The sequence below is a fragment of the Paenibacillus sp. 7516 genome, from assembly GCF_002272715.1.
In the GTDB taxonomy this organism is placed as follows: domain Bacteria; phylum Bacillota; class Bacilli; order Paenibacillales; family Paenibacillaceae; genus Paenibacillus; species Paenibacillus illinoisensis_A.
Genome location: NZ_NPBI01000012.1, coordinates 19,023 through 37,506, shown reverse-complemented (window position 1 = coordinate 37,506; position 18,484 = coordinate 19,023). Strand labels below are relative to the sequence as shown.

Below are 18,484 nucleotides of genomic sequence, written 5' to 3'. Positions count from 1 at the left end.
CATTTACCCGTTTAGCCCTTTTTCAACGAATAGGATTCATGTTCCCCCACGTTACTATCCATCTGCAGCGGTTGTCCTTTCAGGTAGTGATTAAAAAAGTCGATGGTTGTATCATTTATCAACTGTTGTGCCTTATGCGCATCTACACCCTGGGACCATTCCAGAATAGGAGATATCAAATAGAGGTCAGAGAAACTCAGATGTTTGGTGTTATTCAGCTCCATCCAGTAGTTCCCTCCTGCCGTTACCGGCTCATAGCGTGCGTATACTTCCTCATAGTATTTTTCGGCTTCCGGACGGGTGGTGCCCATGGCAGCGATCTCTTCGTCACTCATGACGCTTGTCCCTGCAACCGTTGTGTCTGCACTCATCATCAGGAACGGTTTGCCGACTCCTTCAGCAGGAATGCGTTTCTCGCCAAAAAGTACCCCATCCATATTCATGCCTGCCTTGAGACGCGGATCATCCATCAACATCTGTACCGTCGTTGCCCCGCCAAATGAATGCCCAAACATACCCATGTTGTCCAGATCCATGTGACCGTTAAAACGTCCACTCGGATCATTCGCAGCCAATTTCTCCACCTCATCCAGTACGAATTGTGCATCCTTGACCCAGGTTTCATTAAGCTTGTCCATATAACTGAATTGCAGCTGTTCGAAGCCCTCTTTGCCCTCCGATTCAAACTGTGCCACACGTCCATCCGAAAATACGGATACCAAACTGCTGTAGGTGTGATTAATGCCAACCACAATGTAACCTTGACTAGCGAGCTGCTCCACCTGGAACGTATTCTGATTTTCATAGCCATGCAAACCATGAGAGAAAAGGATTACCGGATACTTGGCTTCCGCATCCGATAACGATGCTTCCTGTATTGCATGAGTTTGGACCTGGCCCAAGCTTGAGAATAACAGCTTCGGCAGCTGCAGCACTTCATTGAAGGCTGTTGCATAAACCGCTGGATTGTTTACATACGGAGCTGTTTTCCCCATGGCATTGGGATCTGTTGGATACCAGATCTGTACCATCAGCTCCCTTTGGTCTCCGGCGGTACTCGTCATCAATTCCTCCCGGCTATGATCCGTCCAATCATAGGAGACTGTGCCGATTCCATAAGGACCTGTTGGTTTTTCAAATGATAATACCGGAAATAGAAGCGGCAGACCTATCGTAACCGCTGCATACACCAGTACCAGCAACGATGCTGCAATGGCCCGAACACGACCAGACTTTCGCGCCGCAGACGCAGTTGAACCGACAGCACGTTTACCTTTTTCCGAGATCACACCTACACGCTGTTGCCGTCTTGCTTCTGTGATTACAACAACGACAGGAACCAGTGTCAGCAGGTATGCCGGAATCATCGGCCAGCGCATTCCTTCGACGAGACTATGGATCACCAGCAGGGCAGCTGATATGACCAACCCTCCCCATACCCATTTCCGCGGTTTATTCCGACCCCCAATCAACCACACCAGCATCATTACGTTGAAAATAAGATAAATCCATTCGATTGTTCTCATCTTGCTTATGCCCCCTTGTCTGCCGCAATGTAATTGATATGGATCGCACAGCAGCTCTTCTAGTTCATATCCTAAAACCTCCAGTAACAGGAGATTCAAGAGATATTTTTCAGAGGGTGACACTGCTCAAAAGATAATAAAAAAAGAGAGGGAGCTCCCTCTCTTTCTACATATTCAAATTCGTAAACCACGTAAACTTATTCTTACCAGGATGTACGTGGTTTTTGAATAGCATCCGTTTCTTTTTCTATATCTGTCATCATGTCTTTAATCCGGTCCAAAGCCAGTTGGAGCTGCTTTTGATGTGCATCCAGGCGATGAGCCATCGATCTAATCTGCTCTTGTGTAGGAGGCTGCGGCGCATGGGAGATCTCGATCAATTCTTTTTCAATAGCATCTATTCCATCCAATCCTGTACCCAGCATCTCAATGCCAAACTTGGCCTTATCAGCAATATGATCTATCTTTAAAGCCGTTTCTTTTGCTTGTTTGTTGCCCCAGCCACCCGATATGTAATTGGGCTGACCTACAGGTGGTGTATAATCGCTCATAGAGACCTTCCTCCCTATTTCTGGTACTTATCGGTAATTTCATCAATCTTATCTGTCAACTTGTCAATCTCGTCCGTGAGACTATCGATTTCGTTGGTTAACTTATCTACATCTTTAATATTCTTCTGCACTTCGTCAATGTTGCCGCTAGTAGCTATAACTTTGGACATTACTTCTTGTGCAATCGATGTCACAAGTACTTGCACATGATCAGGAGCATCTTGTCCAACTTGTGCGACCAATCTGTCAATCAGAGGCTTGATCTGAGATAATGTCGTTGCAGCGTTTGAAAGCTCACGACCACAAGAGTTCAATTCGGAGTCAATTTTATCCGATACCCGGTCAATTTTGGATTGGGTGATCTGGTCGATTTCCCTGATGACTTTGTCGATATCATTAGACATCTCACGCACTGCGCCTTTTCCTACTAACATTAGCAAACTCCCCCAGTATGTTTACAAATTCTTCGATCCTCTTGATTATAAGGTAAGCCTTAATACTGATCAATAAATTAAGTTGTTATTTCAACTCTTTTTTACAAAAAAAAACAAAAAATGCACCCTTGAATGACACCGAATCTCTAAAGATTCTTCGATGTATTCAAGAAATGCATTTTGGGCACCCGCTGAACAATTCACACCACAATTTTATAACATAAGTCTACCGATCTTCTCCGCCCTCTACACGCTGCTTTTTCCCAATACCGAATATGAAATATCCGATTACTACGATGGCCATAAAGGTCGCACCCACAATCAGGGGCAAGCGTGTATCCGGGTTAAACGCCATCCCGATGATAACCAGGATCAGATACACAATAATAATGTAGTTGCTGATAGGGAACCATTTGGACTTGAAGTTGTGTTCCCCCATCTCATTACCCCAACGCTTTCTGAATCGGAACTGGCTGAAGGCCAGTGCAAACCATGGCACCATCCCCGGAAGAACACTTGCACTGTAGATATACAGGAACAACTTGGAATCCGGCATCAGGTAGTTCAATATTACACCGATCAGCAATAGGGAGATCGTAATAATAATGCTGTTGCGCGGAACCCCGCCTTTGGACAGCTTTTTGAAGAAGGCAGGTGCCTGTCCATTCTCAGCAAGCGTGTATAACATACGTCCTGCACTGTAAATTCCGCTGTTACACCCCGACATCGCCGCCGTGAGCACCACGAAGTTGATAATGCCCGCAGCAGCCACGATACCGACCTTGGCAAATGTGAGTACAAACGGGCTTCCCGTCTGCCCCACTTCATTCCAGGGATAGAGTGTCACGATGACGAAGATAGCCCCTACATAAAAGATAAGGATACGCCACACGATATTTTTAATCGCTTTGCGCAGCGTATGCTTCGGATTCTCCGCTTCCCCTGCCGTAATGCCGACCATCTCCACGCCCTGATAGGCTGCCGTTACGATACATAGAGCAAACAGGAATCCTTTGATTCCTCCCGGGAAGAAGCCCCCATGACTCACCAGGTTCGATAATCCGATCGGCTCTCCGCCGTTACCCAGACCGAAGAAGATTAAGCCGGTTCCGATCACAATCATGAACACAATGGCGGTTACCTTAATCATGGCGAACCAGAATTCAAACTCCCCGTAGTACTTAACCGCAGCCAGATTCGCCGCCGCAATAATGAGCACACCAGCCAGTGCCGGCAGCCATTGTGGAATATCCGGGAACCAGTATCCGACATAAATACCGATCGCCGTTACTTCCGCCATCCCCACCGTTACCCAGAGGAACCAGTAACTCCAGGCGGTCAGGAACCCGGCAAGCGGGCTGATATATTTATGAGCAAATGTGGCAAAGGATCCGGTGACAGGCTCCTGAATCAACATCTCACCCATAATACGCATGACAAAAAAGATAATGATCCCGGCCAGCAGATAGGCCAGCAGCACCGAAGGACCTGCCCATTTGATCGTACTCGCCGATCCCATGAACAATCCAACGCCGATTGTACCCCCGAGTGCAATCAGCTCAACGTGACGGGGCTTAAGCCCTCTAGATAGTTGCTTCGATTCCAAACGATTCTCCCCTTTTCTTGTGTGCAGCTTCGTGTTGTCAGAATTACATGTTTATGTTCACATTAACGCAATGCAGAATTGCTTCACCAAATTGTACGAGATGTGCCGCAGAAATACAACAAGGAATGTAAGGAAGCGTTTTTATTAAGAATGTTTATCATTTATAACGGTTTCTGGATCATTCCCCAAGAGTATCAGCTTGATATGAGCAAGACCAAGAGTGAAACCACACGCGGCTACCGCTTATGGCGGCTCTATCCGTGATCTGGGAGGTTATTCTTGTATTTTGGATATAGCCACATCGGAAAGACGTAACAGGCAATAGACTGGAACAATCTCGGGGCCCATCCGTATCTTCTATAAATACATAAGGGGAGGCACGACATGCCTGACTTGCTGCTGATCTTATTTTTGTTCAACCTGTCACTATTTCTTCTGCACGAAATGGATGCGATTAGGCGGTCCGAGTGGAGATTGTTTATCGTGTTGAAAGAGATGGAAGACGAGAAAGCTTATAGGTATTTTACATGGGTGCACCTGCCCTTATACACCGTTATCCTCTCCCTGCTCTTCAGTTCGTATCAGACGATTACGTTCTGGGTACTGGATATCTTTTTCATCATACATACGGTATTGCATTTCTTATTTGAGAAGCACCCTCGCAACCAATTTAAAAATTCGTTCTCAAGGTCATTCATCTACCCCATGGGAATTTTTGCTTTAATCCATTTGATATTCCTAATAAACTAGGGGTAACAACTACTCATTTCGGGAGGTGTGCATATGGAACAGCAGCACGCAGCACGAGTCGAATTATTCGTTTCCAATACACAGATCATCAAGAAGTCGTTCAAGTGGCAAAATCCGATGATGCATCGCCTCGCGGCACTTCTCTATGCAGGAGAAAATAAAACGGCGGATGGCGAGGCCATTCGCCAGAGTCATGATCTGATGAAGCAAAATACAAACCTCTTTTCCGTATTCAGGGGCAATTCGGCCATTAGTATTGCCGCCATGCTCTCCCTTACCACGGATCAGGAGTCGAAGCTGGCGGATACCCTACATGTCTACGATTTGATGAAACAGATCAAGTTTCGCACTTCCGATTTCCTGGCCGTGGCTGCCTATCAGATTGCTGCCCAGGCAGCGCCTGACCAGTTTCAGTACACGGTGGAGCGTGCCAAGGGCTTTTATGATCAGATGAAAGCAAAACACCGCTTCCTCACCGGACAGGATGACTATATTTTCTCAGCCATGCTGGCTCTCTCCGATCTGGATGTGGAATCCGGTGTGGCCCGCATGGAGCAGCTCTATCGTGAACTGAAACCAGAATTCTCCCCTGGCAACAGCGTGCAGGCATTGACTCAAGTACTGGTTCTTGGAGACGACAATCCTGAATCAAGCGCGCGCGTATTGGCATTACAGGAGGCGTTCCGTAAACGCAGCATCCGCTTGGATAAAACGTATACCCTATCCTCCCTCGGAGTGCTCTCCCTGCTGCCTGTTCACCAAGACACACTGGTGGATCAGGTCCAAGAAACGTTTGACTGGCTGCGCGGTCAAAAGGGCTTCGGGTCATGGTCGATCACCAAACAGGAGCTGCTTCTATTCTCATCTGCCCTAGTGGCTGTTCAGCATGTTGAAAATCTGCGAAGCGGTGTGCTGACCACGACACTCTCTACCAGCATCACCAACATTATCATCGCACAGCAGGCCGCCATGGCCTCCGCTGCCGCGGCATCGGCTGCTGCTGCCGCTTCTTCATCTTCAAGCTAACGTTCATTAAGGAAGCTTATTATGGAAAAGCCCCCTCTGATTGATTCAGAGGGGGCATAAATGATTCCAAATAAATGTAGAACGGTGACTCATCTTCCGAAACTATATGATTCCCGTTTCTCGAAACTCCTCAATGAAACTATTCAGCCAATCGTCACCATAATCCAGTGCACCCATATCATTTTCGATAAAAGCAACATCCAGACCCATGACCCAGAATCTGCGAGCGATAATGAACAGGTCCACCGCCTTCTCGTCCTCTGGAGAGAAGCTTCGTATCGAACGATAACCTGCCATCAGCGCATTCCATAATGCTGCTTTTTGCTCACCGGATTGTCTCTTTCTAGCCTTTACCTGAGCCAGATCGTAGGCTCGCCAGCCTTTGGCTGCCCACTCCAGGTCATAATGCGTAAATGAGCCTCCCTGCTGAAAGGCATTATTGTTGCCATGCATATCGCCATGACACAGCCCCCATTCCAGACTATCGGCAGATGCTGTAATACGCTCCTTCAGCTCCTGAGTGAACGCATACAAAAATGGTGCTGCTTCATGCGACTCTCCGATATACGCCAGAATGCGCGCGAGAGGCTGATCAATCAGAAATCGTGTATCCAGCTCATATCTGGGCTGCTCCACTACAACCTGATCCATAGCCTTGTGCAGCTCAGCCGCAGATTGACCAAAAGCATAACAGGACGCCTCATCCTCCAGGTTGTTCTCGGTCCCCTCAATATAGCGGAACATCACGGCCACCCGTTTGCCTTCCGGCGCATCCAGAACGGTGTAATCCCTCTTACCCTTCTTCTTCATGTGATCTCCAACATCTGCATGTACCGAAGAATTCAATATTGCTTTCAATTGAGATAGCACGGACAACTCCGTGATGACTTCTTCCTCTCCGATCTCCGCACGGTATACCCGAAGGATGTGCAAGCCAGTGGACGTTTTAACCCGGTATGTATCATTCAATCCTCGCAGCCAAAACAAACATTCTTCCCATTGACCCATATCATATTGATCTCTTAGAGCAAATTCCAAATATTTCGGGCTTAGAATAGAGCGTAATGCCATGGGTTGGTTAAAATTATGCATCTTGATGCTCCTTTGGTTTAATCATTTCTGTTACTCCTATCATTCAATATATAAACTACAGGTAAACACTGGAAGTAAAATGAAGAAGTGTACCTTAGCAAGCTCGTCCATCATCAACCCCGACAAGATGCTTACTGACCAAGCCAGTAATCACCGCGACGATCCAAGATTGGTTCTATAATCAGGCAGCTGCCTGTCCTGCGTTATACGATTCAACAGGCTCGCTATACGCTCCCGGTCAAAAGAAGCCAGATATACGGCTAATACATCATCCTCGCTTTCACCAACAGCCAGTTCGAATAGAAGAATGACATTATCCCTACAAAATATCCGCCAAGCCTGAAGAGATGACGTTTCTGGAATTTCATATGCTCCATCGCTTAATCCCCAGTAGGATCGGTAATCCGATAACCCCCACATGTTCTCATCAAAAATCACCCAATAAGGCAGCCTATCCTCCACCCCCATTTGAATAAATGCTTTGCTTACCAGAAAATTGGTGAGCGATTCATTCTCCAGCGACCAATCCGGGTGGTTCCAGGCACATAGATACACAGGCGGGTCTTCCTTCGTCAGATCACTGAAACGTATGCCGCAATAGATCACTGATTCTTCGCATTGATAAAAGATCAAAAACGCCTTGTCCGTTGTAAAGAAATCCGAATCCGGTACAAAGATATCCTCCAGAAGCATCGGCTCATACTGATTATTACAGTGCTGTGTAATATATAGTGACCGCCCAAACCTCTTATAATATTCACGCAGAGCGGCCGGAAAAGGCTTGCCAAGACGACGCTCTTGCTCCTGAATGTCTTCCTCTAAAATGGAACCCCCTGCTTCATCATGACCTTGGAGGAACTCGGTCAACACTTTAAAATCTGCAATCAAGTCAGTCTCCTCCTTTCACCAGAACGTATCTTTCAAGGAACACACGGGCCTCCGGAAATAACAATGGAGCGACATGGTCTATGGGGAACCACCGAATATCATCAATCTCATCATCCTGAGGTTTCAGGTCAGTCCCGTCTCCAGCATATTCCACCAGAAACATCGTCGTTTCCTGCCCCTGAAATCCCAATTTCTTCTGCGTTATGGCATCAAAACGAAAGACAATTCGGTCCTTGAACGGTTTGGTAATTGTAAAGTTTGTTGATCCGGTTTCTTCTTCTAATTCCCTGAGCAGTGCCGCCTCTATGCTCTCGTCCTGCGGCTCTACCCCACCTTTTGGGAAATCCCACGTTCCTTTGATTTTCCCCTGTGCTCCTTTTACCTTATGAACTAACAGCAGTTCATCATCCTTTTGAATGACCGCACCGACAGCCATACGAATCATTGATTACACCCCCAACATCTTAAGTCTGGAACAAGATATCCGGTTTGCTCGCTTGTATGATTTACATTATAAAATATTCATGAGCAGAATTCCTTTTCAGCCCAAATAGACCGCTCCCCTGGCCAGGGAAACGGTCTATGAGACGATATTCTATGAAGAAATTCGATGAAGAAGATATCCTATGACGATACCGAGTTGGTTGCGCCAATCTTGGTGATGACCGTATCATACGGAGCCAGTTCCAGCGTTTGTTTTCCAAAATCGGTATCCATCGTTGTTGTTTGAACCTGGTCGCTATTGTTGATCACAACCAATATATTACTTTCAGGGTAATACGCACACTCAGTGTACAAGTTATCCGGGATATACTTCGTTTCTTCGTACTCCTCGCCTGCATAGCGAATCAGATTCAGCAGCAATCTGGTATTCTCCCAGTTGAATTCGAATGCGGGGAGATAGATCCCTTTTCCTTTGCCGAATGCATGGGTAGACAACGTAATATGACCATCTGTTTCATGCACCACCTCAGCTGTGCCATCCGTAAGATAAATGCCTTTCTTCGGCGTTATGCTGGCTTTATCCGGTACCAAACCATGCTCATCTCGTACCTCATACGACCATTTTCCGTGAACGACTCTGGCTCCTGTATCTTCATCCACGCCAAGAATATGTGCCATTCGGAAAAAGCTGTCGTATCCCTCAATCGCCGACGGCTGATGAATGCCGATAAATGTACCACCTTCGTATACCCACTTCGTCAATAGGTCCACACATGTATGGTCATTCCAGTGTTCCCCACCGCTCCATGCAGAACCCGCAGAACCGGCATTGATCACGACATCGCAGTCTTGCAGTACGCCCTGACGGATGTCTTCAAAATCGATGAACCGCACCTCAACCGGTAATCCCGACAATGCTTCATTGACATGGATGAGATCATGCATGTACGTTTCATGGAAATGCCCGGACAAGGTCCATGATCTCAGTTTGCCCCAGCTGTGCAGCACGGCTACCTTGGTCTTAATCTGATAAGGCTTGCCAGCCTGATGCAGCTCCTTTATTTCTCTGAATTCATTGGCAATCTTCTCGATGTATTCCACAAAATCCGGATAAGGCTCCACCAGATGCAGATACCCGCCCAGTCCGATTCGATCGATCGGTTCTCTGAGCAGAGCACGCCGGATATGAATCCAATACTTCTTGGCATCCAGCGTAGGGTCGCCGCCCTCCTTGAAGGTAGGAAGCCCGCCTAAACCAACCGGGAACAGGTAGGGATGCAGCCGAATTTCATGCGTATCCACGTTGATACCCGAACACATTCTTGCCTCATACCCGGAGAAAACACATTTGATCATGCCGTCGAATCCAAATTCTTCGAAGCGGTCATTGTAAGGCTCCATGCCGACCCAGCTATCATCGTAGAAAACATAGGCCAGCTTGTCATGTTTGTGTACAATATCAATCAGCTTTTTGCCGAATTCAATCACAAAATCATTGATGAATGCCATCCAATCCAGCTTGCGCTGATTCGCAGGGATATGACTGACCTGATATTTACCGCCATTCACAAAATCCTCAGCCGTGAGGGAATAGCCCGCCTTTTTGGCAAACAGATCAAGCGCTCTTGAACTTACCGTAAAATCATATGAACCCCAGTCCGAGAACAGATGACGATTTCGCTCACTGCTGCCCCAGATCCAGGCGAAATTATAGAACAGGGAAGTAAACCGAACAACGGTCGTTTCCTTGTGCTCCTGACACCAATTTTCCATCCAATTCAGCAAATATGTTTGGGTCTCCGGATAGATCGGATCGATCTGCATCAGATGCTCTTTGTCCCAGTCATTCGTCGTGTGGTTGTACATCGAAATCTCTTCCCATATTCGGTAAACCATGAAGCTGACGGTGTATTTATGCCACGGAACGATGCCGGTAATAACCACATTCCCGGATTCCCGTTCATAATTCCACTGTTCTCTCGGTACCTCTTCCCCCGTCGTCCGGTCATAGACCTGCCAGTACCTGGACGCTTCCCGGGAATCGTTCACCTTGAATTGTTCAGCGAAGAAATCCTCCATCAGATAGATGGACAGGTAATCCTGCACGGCCACCTTGGGGTTCGTTATAAGAAAACATTGCTGCAGCTTATCCGTATTGCGGGACGCCCACTCATTATGATCCCGGATGATACAGATCGTTGAATAAATACCGTATCCTGCGTTAATAATCTCATCCGACAATTTCGTCCCGTCGCTGTCACGAATGACATCAGCACCCCACCGTTCAGCGAGTTCCAGTGTCAGCGCCTCATAACCCGATTCTCCGGGCAGGGTGAAGGCTCCCGTTGTTTTTTTGGACAAATTGCATCTCCTCCTATCTCAACATGTCGGACAGAAAAGCGAGTGCCAGGCCTTGACCCCAGCCCTGAATCCAGTCTTTGGGGATCTTGCGGTACCCTTCCCGATCCTTCATGACAGCCGTGCCGCCGGATACGCCCAGTACACGTCCATCTTCGGTGATATTTTTCAGTACACCGTCCAGTGCCTTCTGTACATACTTGGTATGCAGCGGATTGCCGTTATTGATCATGGCTGCCGCTATACCGCAAGACGCCGATACTTCTTCATAGGACTCCTCATCGTCCAGCACCGTTCGCCACAAGCCATTGTCCGTCTGAACCAGCTTCAATGCTGCCAGTTGGTCCCGGAGCGAGCACTCGACGTCCATGCACTGCGGATATAAATACCAGTCCTTCAATTGAGGTTTCACCTGCGACATCGTGTAGGCACCCCAGGCATTCGCTCTTCCCCAGTAAAATCCGGACATATGGTCCTTATTGACGTTGTTATACCCGTGATACCAGAAGCCCGTACTTGGGTCCTGAAGGTATTTGATATGCCAGTAATACTGATTCAGGGCATCCTGAATCATGGCTTCATCCTTCAACTTGCTGCCTACGCGCAGCAGGAAAAATGCAGCCATAAACAAGGTATCCGCCCACGCCTGTTCCGGAAAGTCATTGGCAACAGATACGGTATGCTGCAGCACGTTGTCTCCGAAGCGGAGCGCATGATTCTGGAGATAATCCACTTTGCTTAGCGCGATATCCCAATACTTCTGATCTCCTGTCTCTTCATACAACGTAATCAGCATATGTCCCATGGCACAGGTATTTACCGTCCAGCTCGGCAGGCCCAGCTCAATATATTCATCCGCCCACTGAACCAGCCTGTCCAAAATCTCCTTGTTGCCTGTCGTCTGGTAGGCTCTGGTTACACCGTAATAGGCTACACCGCAAGGCCAGTCCCATGTCAGATCCATGGATAGTGTTTTTTGGGTGACATTATCGATGACCTTTAAAATCTCTTCCCTGTCATATTTCACTTGAAGCATCGGTATTCCCCTCTCCTGGACACACGCCCCAAGTGCGCCCTGAGAGGTGTCCGTTCGTATTGTAAACGCTTTACTAATTCCATTCTACGCAGTAAAATAGTGTCAATCTAAGCATATTCGTAACAAAACTGCGCAATTTCAACCATTTATGAATGGAGGATCGCATATGGTCAAAACAAGGAAGCCTGTTATTGAATACCGTCATTACAGTCTGCCCATCCATTTTCCCGTCCTGCTATTAAACGGTGAACGCTGGAAAATATCCGATATCAAGAGCGAGCATCTTCATTTTCATAACCACCTGGAGATTGGCATCTGCTACTCCGATAGCGGCATTATGGAGATCAAGGGAGAATCCGTCCCCTTTCAGGCCGGCGATGTGACCTTCATTCCCCGATATCTTCCTCATACAACGTACAGCACGCCTGGTACGGCCAGTTTGTGGGCTTATATTTTCTTTTCGCCAGAGGACCTGTTTCAGCATTCATTAAAAAGTACATACCGAGACTTTGAGCCGAATCTGTGGGCAATCCAGGGAATGAACTGTGTGCTCAGCAAGGAGCAGCATCCCAAAGTGTACACGCTTGCCACATCGATCGTAGAGGAGTTAAGACAGCAGAATCCCTATTACCAGGAAAGTGCCTACGGCTTGATGCTGTCCCTGTATATCGAGCTCCTTCGAATTCATTCCCGGAATCGCCCCCTGTCAGAACAGGGAACAGATCATGGTTTGAAAGGGGACCTTGTGATCTCCCCCGTACTCGAGCACATCACCAAGAACTACATGACCCCCATGACCATCGACTTTTTGGCCGATCTGTGCCACTTGAGCACAACGCATTTCCGCAGAAAATTTTATGAGATTATGAGAACGACCCCTCTCGAATTCATCAACAGCACACGAATCGAAGAGGCCTGCAAACAGCTGAAGAGCACCGACCATTCCATTCTGTCGATCTCCGAGCAGGTCGGTTTTCATTCCATTTCCAGCTTCAATCGCTGCTTCTCCAAACTGATGGGACAGTCCCCCAAAGCGTGGCGTAAAGGCGCACAAACCGAAGTACAGTCCGCAAAAGCATCCATACTGGAGTTTACGGGATGGGTCTAGGTTTAGTGGAAGCGCTGTTCACTGTTCCAATCCATAAAAAAAAGACGCTTCAGGAACACCATTCCTGAGCGTCTTAGTCTATGATCCACGTTGTTGCTTCCTTTAACACCTTACATATTTGCGTTTGAAACCAATCCGATTTTTATCTACGGCATTTTGAATATTATCGGAAGCATTCAGGAGTTTGCTCTTGGGCTTGTCCTTCTGAACCTCGACGGGACCGATCGCCTTCGCTGTTTCGACAGCCTTATCATGCAGCGGAACGTAGGACACGGCCACGGTATATACGAAGTAGTTCATGGAATACTGGGTGCGCTCGGGAGATTGATGGATCTTGGCCTGCACGTTCTCCAGCATCCCGCTCAGCTTATCCTCGGAGAACTCAGCGTCCGGACGATTGCCCAGCAGCCAGCAATAACAGCTCCAGCCTGCCGACATCTTCAGCTCTTCCCCGCTGGCAATCCACCGATCTGCAACTTGCTGTGCAATATCTGTCTCCGATAACGTAACGGCAACGATGAAATCGGAGATCATGTAAAAATAGGCGTCCTCAATCCAGCGGTCAAAATCCGCTTCCGTCATTGCTAAAGGATCAGCAATGACCCCTGCAAAATACATCGCATCGTAATTCCCGGTTGCGTACAGCTGCTCGGCCAATGCCTGATCCTTTTTGATTTTGCGGGCGATCGGCTTCATCGCTCCTGTAGCCACACCGAAGAGCGGCTCGTGTGCACCATTCGACATATATATCTTTTTCGTGCGCTCCTTGCCAAGTGCCTCAAGCTCCTGCATCACTTCTTCCAAATTCATGACCGCAACACTCCTTGATTCATAGTGGGAATGGCATATTTCGTCTGCCCCAGGTCTCAGCTACCTTCCAAAACATCATTGAAGAGCTGTCCGCCTCCATCAACATCAATAATTTTAAGGCGACTTGTGTTTTTGATAAAAATGGTCTTGTATTTCTCCTCACCGTCTTGATTCGCGAGTAAAAGAATGCGTTCATTATCATTGTCCGTTACCGTACGAAACATATAATCCTGGGAATCAACTTCCCGAACAATCGTGTCATATTCGGGAAGCGAAGACCACTCGCTCTGGCTTGTACTTTCTTCGGTTGGTTCGTTGTTTGGCTGCGCCGTTTCGGTCTGTGCGGATGGTTCATTGCTGCCCGAGGGATTCCCGGTATCCGTCTGGTTCGATTGGCAAGCCGTCAACATCGTTGCGGCCGCAATCAGGATCATAAGCAGTCTGTTCATCGTAAGTCATCTCCTGCCTGCGTTAATGCTTTTTTTATTGAATAAGGGTCTCTGACGCCAGCGTAAAGCCTTCAATCGCGACATCTTCGTCCACTTCAATCATGATGCAGCGTTTCCCTTGGAAATTCACCTGCTTGACGTATCTCAAATCCTGCGGGCTAACCGAAATTGTAGCGACCTTCGTTTCGATCTTGATGGACTTGGAAGTAAACTTCGGCATAACGCTGGTTGCTTTCATCTCATAGTTTTTATTGTCTACGATCGTTTCGAATGCCCGTTCCACCTTCTCGGTGGTCACATCCTCCACGCCGCTGGCGTTCAGTACACGCTCCAGATCTTTGTAATCCAGCTTCGGAGGCTCTTCCTCCTTCGTCTCTTCGTTGATTTCAATCACCCGGTTAATCTCTTCGTACACCTGAGCAATGGTAGCTGAATCGAGTTCTTCCCCAGCCACTTCCTTGACGATATCTTCAAAGATCGCTCGCTCTTCCAGTGCCGTCACAGATCTTTCTCCGTTCAATACCTGTTCGACAAAGTGCGGATCCGGGAAATTCGATTTTCCCGTACAGTATAGAATCCGATTCACATCGGAATAGTTGTCCGTCACGCTAGGGTACAGGAATCCTTGCTCCGGCGTGCTTAACTTGATAATCGGATCGACAATGATATTGTACTTAAACTCCCGCTCCACATAATCGAACAAGAGTGTCTTCCTCTGTTTCTCCGTGGAGTTCACGCTGCATAAGATGAACGGATGGGCAAACACCTCGTTCTTCTCACTCTCTTCCGCATCATCGTTTCTCGCCTTGGTCGGCAAATAATACTGTCCCCGAACAAACGTGACCACCATGTCCCGCTCATACTTGGCATCCGCCAGCATTCGGTCCACGAGCAGCAGCATCATGTCCTGCCATTCTTCCGGATCACCCGTTACGAGTGCTTGATGAAGCAGTACCTGCGCTGGCTCTTCCGCTTCTTCCTGAAACTTCAGTTCGAACAATTTTTGATCCAGTTCGCCAGTCAGCAGTTTTTTGAAATTCCCCATGTATAACTCCTGCTTCTCCCGGTCCACCAGTTCAAACGGATGGCGCTCCCAGTGGTAGACTTCATTTGTTTCCTTCGTAATATAGACATTGAGGATATCGTAAATATTCAGTAGATCATGATCCATCTTAAATTGCTTGCGGATGTTGGCAACTTCTTTTTTGTTCATAGCGGACTTGGCAGCTCCTTCGATATATTCTGGCTTATTTAGTATAAATTATTGAGCGTTATTTTGTTAGCGATTTGCGGCTTACATTGCTGTACCTGCGGGTCCATTCTCCCGTGCACCTGATCCTCTATTGTGGCATATTTGAATACTCCAGTCGAGGGCATTTCCTTGAAATAAACATCTTACTTCATTGTGCTTATTTTCCTATTCCCGAACCTGCAGCATTACGGTGATATCAAAAAAAAAAGGCTATCGACTTGAGTATGATATGGCAGTTTGCCAGCATTTCTTAATCCTATCTCATCAGTAAAACTATCCTCTCAAATAAAAAGGTGATACGGAATTTGATCCGTACCACCAACTCATATTCATATTATTCTGTTTATGCATCATTCCGCGCCAGGAAGCGTTAGATGAATGCCTGACTAGTTATGGCACTCTTCTCATGTAGCAGATAATGCTGTCGAGCATAGAGAGCATATCGTTTATGGTATTACAGCTTGCCCGCAGCTTTCACTTTCACGAGCAGTGCGTTGCCTGGCAAATAGGCAATCGGAATGTCCTCGACGGACACAATCTGAACCGTCTCCGGGTTCGCTCCAGCTGCCGTTGCCTCGTTCACGGCGCTCTCCTTGGCATCCCGCATGACGTCGTCATATTTCCAGTCGTCCAGCGAATAGATGCGCTCCGACTCGCCGCTAACCTCTCCGAGTGCTGCGCCGATTGCATTCGCCGCATCATAGTTGTCTGGCCGGATGATTCGGCTCGCCCCGGCGAGCGTCTCCGGCACCAGCAGGCTGCCGCCGCCAACCAGAATGACATCGACCGGATCGGCACTCGTTTTCATCCGGTCAATGGCGTCCTCCAGGCTCTGCTGCATAACTGCATCCACCTTAAGACATACGGCTTCGTCCACCGCATCCGCGTTGGTACCCGGCCATACCGCCCGGCCCAGCTTCACCGCCACGTCCGTCGTTGTCAGCGTATCACCGCCGAAGATGCGGGCCCGTGTCGTCAGCTCATAGCCAACACTGTCGGGGCCAACCGTTACGGCGCCAGCATCATCAATCCGGACAATGGTTCCGCCGCCGAGGCCAATGGACAAAATGTCCGGCATCCGGAAATTCGTGCGAATACCGCCGATATCTACCGCTGCCGACGATTGGCGCGGGAAGCCTTGTACAAGCACGCCGATATCCGTTGTTGTACCGCCAATATCAACGACCAGCGCATCCGTCAGCCCGGACAGGTGCGCAGCGCCCCGAATGGAATTCGTCGGTCCGCAGGCAATCGTCAGAATCGGGTAACGGAGCGCATATTCGCTCTTCATCAACGTGCCGTCATTCTGGCAAATGTACAGCTGCGCATGGATGCCGAAGCCGTTCAGCGCTTCTTCAAAACCGCGAACGACACCTGCAATGACTTGCAGCAGCGCCGCGTTCAGCACAGATGCATTCTCCCGCTCAAGGAGTCCAATGCTGCCAATCTCACTGGAATAGGTAACCGGCATGTCAGCACCCAGCACCTCGCGGATGATCTCGCCAACCCGCTTCTCTTGGTCACGGTTCACCGGAGCAAAGACCCCGCACACTGCTACTGCGTCAACTTCACCCTTCATCCGGTTGGCCAGTTCAGCAATCTCAGCTTCATCCAGACTTGCAATCTTGCGGCCATCATACTCATAACCGCCAGAGGCGATATAGCTATGCGGTCCAACCGCCGCGCGCAGCGATTCGTCCCAGCCAGCAAGCGGCGGAACGGCTGTCGTTGCCGGAGCGCCGATACGAATCAGGCCAACCCGCCCGAGATGCTTGCGTTCCACGATAGCATTCGTGCAGTGCGTGGTGCCAAGCATCGCGTAGCGAATGTCTGCTCCGTTCACGCCGCTCTCCTGCAGCAAGCGGCGAACAGCCTCTACAATGCCTTCGTTCACGTCAGCAGTCGTATGGACCTTGACCTTGTGCACGCAGTGCAAGTTGGAATCCAGCAGGGCGGCGTCCGTATTCGTGCCCCCTACATCGATGCCGATCCGGTACACCTGGTTTGTGTTTGCTTCAGTCATCGCACCCTTGGTCATTGCGCCGCACCTCCTTTCAAAACCAACGTCTCAATCGGCACATAGTCGAAATCATATCCGAAGTATCTTGGCCCAGCCGTCTCGATGCCTTTTGGTGTGCGCCATTTGTCATCACATGGCAAGCCTGCTACCGTCACCCGGGCACCATACTTCAGATTTTCCGTCGTTACCGGCATACCTGTATCTTGATCCAACAGCGTGATCAGGTCTGGGGTAATGGCGAGTGGTTGGTCATCAACGGTGGCGAGCAGGAACTCATTCTGGAAAAACAGCCGCATCGTTTTTCCCTTGCTCTCCCCGGTCCCTTCAAATACCGCTTCGCCGCGTGTAAAACCGCCATCCATACGGCGGCGGATATCCACGGCCTTGCCATGAAACAGGGCATGTCCATGCAGCTTCGTGAGCAGTTCATGCACAGGATTCAGCTTCTCCTGCTTCGCTTCGAACAGCGTCCGCCCGATCTCATAAGCGAGCGTCAGCGTACCGCCGATGGCGCTCTGCTTCGCCTGCGCACCGGATACCGGATAATCACAGATGGAAGCAGAACCCCCCATCTCTACTGTCAGCGCACGTGCCATGCGCTCTTCCCATACACCATCAATCGTGTGCATCAACGCGCTGTTGCCGCGTTCATCCGCCATCGCCACTGGACTGCACGGGATGCCCTCCAGATGGAACGTGACCATCTGTGATTCGGGAAACGCACGCCCCATCGCATCGGCGTCCACAAGCGGAATTCCGCGCTGCGCCGCCGCAATGACCGGAACGAGTGAGTTGCCGCCACCGACCTCGATCGGCATGACGGCATCCACTTTGCGGCCCAGTTCTCTTTCCATCAGATCCAGCGGCTTGGTCAGCTGTTCTGCCGAAGGAATTTTCTCCAGCATCACCGTAGGTGCACCAATCATCGATACCGGTACGACAAGTCCCTCATCATCCAGTTCTTCAAGCTGTACGATACGGACCGGCCCATGCTTGCGGATGGCCTCCATGGCAATCAGTTTACCTACATGAGGGTCACCCCCACCGCCTGTGCCCAGCACCGCTGCGCCAATTGCAATATATTCAATAGCCTGTTCATCAAGTGTAGTTAATCTTGCTGCCTTGTTCATGCTT

The 18,484-nt window shown here is 48.9% G+C and carries 17 protein-coding genes; 3 read left to right on the top strand and 14 right to left on the bottom strand.

Going from position 1 to position 18,484, the window contains the following annotated elements:
- Window positions 1–11: 11 nt before the first annotated feature.
- From CHI14_RS11440 to CHI14_RS11425, 4 genes are all read right to left on the bottom strand, one after another.
- Window positions 12–1,526, bottom strand: coding sequence for an alpha/beta hydrolase family protein (locus tag CHI14_RS11440; RefSeq protein ID WP_095288572.1), 1,515 nt, complete (start codon window positions 1,524–1,526; stop codon window positions 12–14).
- A gap of 203 nt (window positions 1,527–1,729) precedes the next feature.
- Window positions 1,730–2,077, bottom strand: a complete 348-nt coding sequence (locus CHI14_RS11435) for a hypothetical protein (protein ID WP_095288571.1) — start codon at window positions 2,075–2,077, stop codon at window positions 1,730–1,732.
- 14 nt (window positions 2,078–2,091) lie between these two features.
- Window positions 2,092–2,511: a hypothetical protein gene (locus CHI14_RS11430; RefSeq protein WP_095288570.1), complete on the bottom strand. Its 420-nt coding sequence runs from the start codon at window positions 2,509–2,511 to the stop codon at window positions 2,092–2,094.
- 226 nt (window positions 2,512–2,737) lie between these two features.
- The gene (locus CHI14_RS11425; RefSeq protein ID WP_095288569.1) at window positions 2,738–4,117 is read right to left on the bottom strand and encodes an amino acid permease; all 1,380 of its coding nucleotides are present in this window, start codon (window positions 4,115–4,117) and stop codon (window positions 2,738–2,740) included.
- 384 nt (window positions 4,118–4,501) lie between these two features.
- On the opposite strand from CHI14_RS11425, the gene CHI14_RS11420 reads away from it, so the two are divergent.
- A complete protein-coding gene (locus CHI14_RS11420) occupies window positions 4,502–4,867 on the top strand; it encodes a DUF6713 family protein (RefSeq protein WP_095288568.1) in 366 nt (121 codons plus the stop codon).
- A 33-nt stretch (window positions 4,868–4,900) separates the two neighbouring features.
- On the top strand, window positions 4,901–5,893 hold the full coding sequence (locus tag CHI14_RS11415) for a DUF4003 family protein (protein WP_095288567.1): 993 nt from the start codon (window positions 4,901–4,903) through the stop codon (window positions 5,891–5,893).
- Window positions 5,894–5,995: 102 nt separating this feature from the next.
- Here CHI14_RS11415 and CHI14_RS11410 read toward each other — a convergent pair whose 3' ends face one another.
- The 5 genes from CHI14_RS11410 to CHI14_RS11390 form a co-directional block, all read right to left on the bottom strand.
- Window positions 5,996–6,985, bottom strand: coding sequence for a phosphotransferase (locus CHI14_RS11410; RefSeq protein ID WP_095288566.1), 990 nt, complete (start codon window positions 6,983–6,985; stop codon window positions 5,996–5,998).
- Between the two features lie 150 nt (window positions 6,986–7,135).
- Window positions 7,136–7,873 (bottom strand): SMI1/KNR4 family protein, encoded by a 738-nt coding sequence (locus CHI14_RS11405; RefSeq protein WP_095288565.1) that lies wholly within the window; start codon window positions 7,871–7,873, stop codon window positions 7,136–7,138.
- Between the two features lies 1 nt (window position 7,874).
- Complete coding sequence (locus CHI14_RS11400; protein ID WP_095288564.1) at window positions 7,875–8,318, bottom strand: NUDIX hydrolase; 444 nt, start codon at window positions 8,316–8,318, stop codon at window positions 7,875–7,877.
- Between the two features lie 179 nt (window positions 8,319–8,497).
- Window positions 8,498–10,678, bottom strand: coding sequence for a 1,3-beta-galactosyl-N-acetylhexosamine phosphorylase (gene gnpA / locus CHI14_RS11395; RefSeq protein WP_095288563.1), 2,181 nt, complete (start codon window positions 10,676–10,678; stop codon window positions 8,498–8,500).
- Window positions 10,679–10,691: 13 nt separating this feature from the next.
- Window positions 10,692–11,711 carry a glycoside hydrolase family 88/105 protein gene (locus tag CHI14_RS11390; protein ID WP_095288562.1) on the bottom strand — a complete coding sequence of 340 codons (1,020 nt, stop codon included), beginning with the start codon at window positions 11,709–11,711 and terminating at the stop codon, window positions 10,692–10,694.
- A gap of 166 nt (window positions 11,712–11,877) precedes the next feature.
- Between CHI14_RS11390 and CHI14_RS11385 the strand changes: the two genes are divergently transcribed.
- The gene (locus CHI14_RS11385; protein ID WP_095288561.1) at window positions 11,878–12,819 is read left to right on the top strand and encodes an AraC family transcriptional regulator; all 942 of its coding nucleotides are present in this window, start codon (window positions 11,878–11,880) and stop codon (window positions 12,817–12,819) included.
- 102 nt (window positions 12,820–12,921) lie between these two features.
- Here CHI14_RS11385 and CHI14_RS11380 read toward each other — a convergent pair whose 3' ends face one another.
- The 5 genes from CHI14_RS11380 to CHI14_RS11360 all read right to left on the bottom strand — a co-directional run bounded on the left by CHI14_RS11380 (window position 12,922) and on the right by CHI14_RS11360 (window position 18,480).
- The gene (locus tag CHI14_RS11380; protein WP_095288560.1) at window positions 12,922–13,629 is read right to left on the bottom strand and encodes a DNA alkylation repair protein; all 708 of its coding nucleotides are present in this window, start codon (window positions 13,627–13,629) and stop codon (window positions 12,922–12,924) included.
- A 56-nt stretch (window positions 13,630–13,685) separates the two neighbouring features.
- The gene (locus CHI14_RS11375) at window positions 13,686–14,078 is read right to left on the bottom strand and encodes a hypothetical protein (RefSeq protein WP_095288559.1); all 393 of its coding nucleotides are present in this window, start codon (window positions 14,076–14,078) and stop codon (window positions 13,686–13,688) included.
- A 34-nt stretch (window positions 14,079–14,112) separates the two neighbouring features.
- The gene (locus CHI14_RS11370; protein ID WP_095288558.1) at window positions 14,113–15,291 is read right to left on the bottom strand and encodes a DUF4317 domain-containing protein; all 1,179 of its coding nucleotides are present in this window, start codon (window positions 15,289–15,291) and stop codon (window positions 14,113–14,115) included.
- A gap of 493 nt (window positions 15,292–15,784) precedes the next feature.
- Complete coding sequence (locus tag CHI14_RS11365; protein WP_095288557.1) at window positions 15,785–17,368, bottom strand: ROK family protein; 1,584 nt, start codon at window positions 17,366–17,368, stop codon at window positions 15,785–15,787.
- Entirely contained in the window at window positions 17,365–18,480 is a 1,116-nt protein-coding gene (locus CHI14_RS11360; RefSeq protein WP_095288556.1) for a DUF917 domain-containing protein, read from the bottom strand. Before CHI14_RS11360 ends, CHI14_RS11365 begins: the two co-directional genes overlap by 4 nt.
- Between the last annotated feature and the right edge of the window lie 4 nt (window positions 18,481–18,484).

Bases quoted from the DNA above. Each gene is read 5' to 3' on its own strand.
- CHI14_RS11440 (WP_095288572.1), bottom strand. From the start codon at position 1,526: ATGAGAACAATCGAATGGATTTATCTTATTTTCAACGTAATGATGCTG.
- CHI14_RS11435 (WP_095288571.1), bottom strand. From the start codon at position 2,077: ATGAGCGATTATACACCACCTGTAGGTCAGCCCAATTACATATCGGGT.
- CHI14_RS11430 (WP_095288570.1), bottom strand. From the start codon at position 2,511: ATGTTAGTAGGAAAAGGCGCAGTGCGTGAGATGTCTAATGATATCGAC.
- CHI14_RS11420 (WP_095288568.1), top strand. From the start codon at position 4,502: ATGCCTGACTTGCTGCTGATCTTATTTTTGTTCAACCTGTCACTATTT.
- CHI14_RS11415 (WP_095288567.1), top strand. From the start codon at position 4,901: ATGGAACAGCAGCACGCAGCACGAGTCGAATTATTCGTTTCCAATACA.
- CHI14_RS11410 (WP_095288566.1), bottom strand. From the start codon at position 6,985: ATGCATAATTTTAACCAACCCATGGCATTACGCTCTATTCTAAGCCCG.
- CHI14_RS11400 (WP_095288564.1), bottom strand. From the start codon at position 8,318: ATGATTCGTATGGCTGTCGGTGCGGTCATTCAAAAGGATGATGAACTG.
- CHI14_RS11390 (WP_095288562.1), bottom strand. From the start codon at position 11,711: ATGCTTCAAGTGAAATATGACAGGGAAGAGATTTTAAAGGTCATCGAT.
- CHI14_RS11385 (WP_095288561.1), top strand. From the start codon at position 11,878: ATGGTCAAAACAAGGAAGCCTGTTATTGAATACCGTCATTACAGTCTG.
- CHI14_RS11380 (WP_095288560.1), bottom strand. From the start codon at position 13,629: ATGAATTTGGAAGAAGTGATGCAGGAGCTTGAGGCACTTGGCAAGGAG.
- CHI14_RS11375 (WP_095288559.1), bottom strand. From the start codon at position 14,078: ATGAACAGACTGCTTATGATCCTGATTGCGGCCGCAACGATGTTGACG.
- CHI14_RS11370 (WP_095288558.1), bottom strand. From the start codon at position 15,291: ATGAACAAAAAAGAAGTTGCCAACATCCGCAAGCAATTTAAGATGGAT.
- CHI14_RS11365 (WP_095288557.1), bottom strand. From the start codon at position 17,368: ATGACCAAGGGTGCGATGACTGAAGCAAACACAAACCAGGTGTACCGG.
- CHI14_RS11360 (WP_095288556.1), bottom strand. From the start codon at position 18,480: ATGAACAAGGCAGCAAGATTAACTACACTTGATGAACAGGCTATTGAA.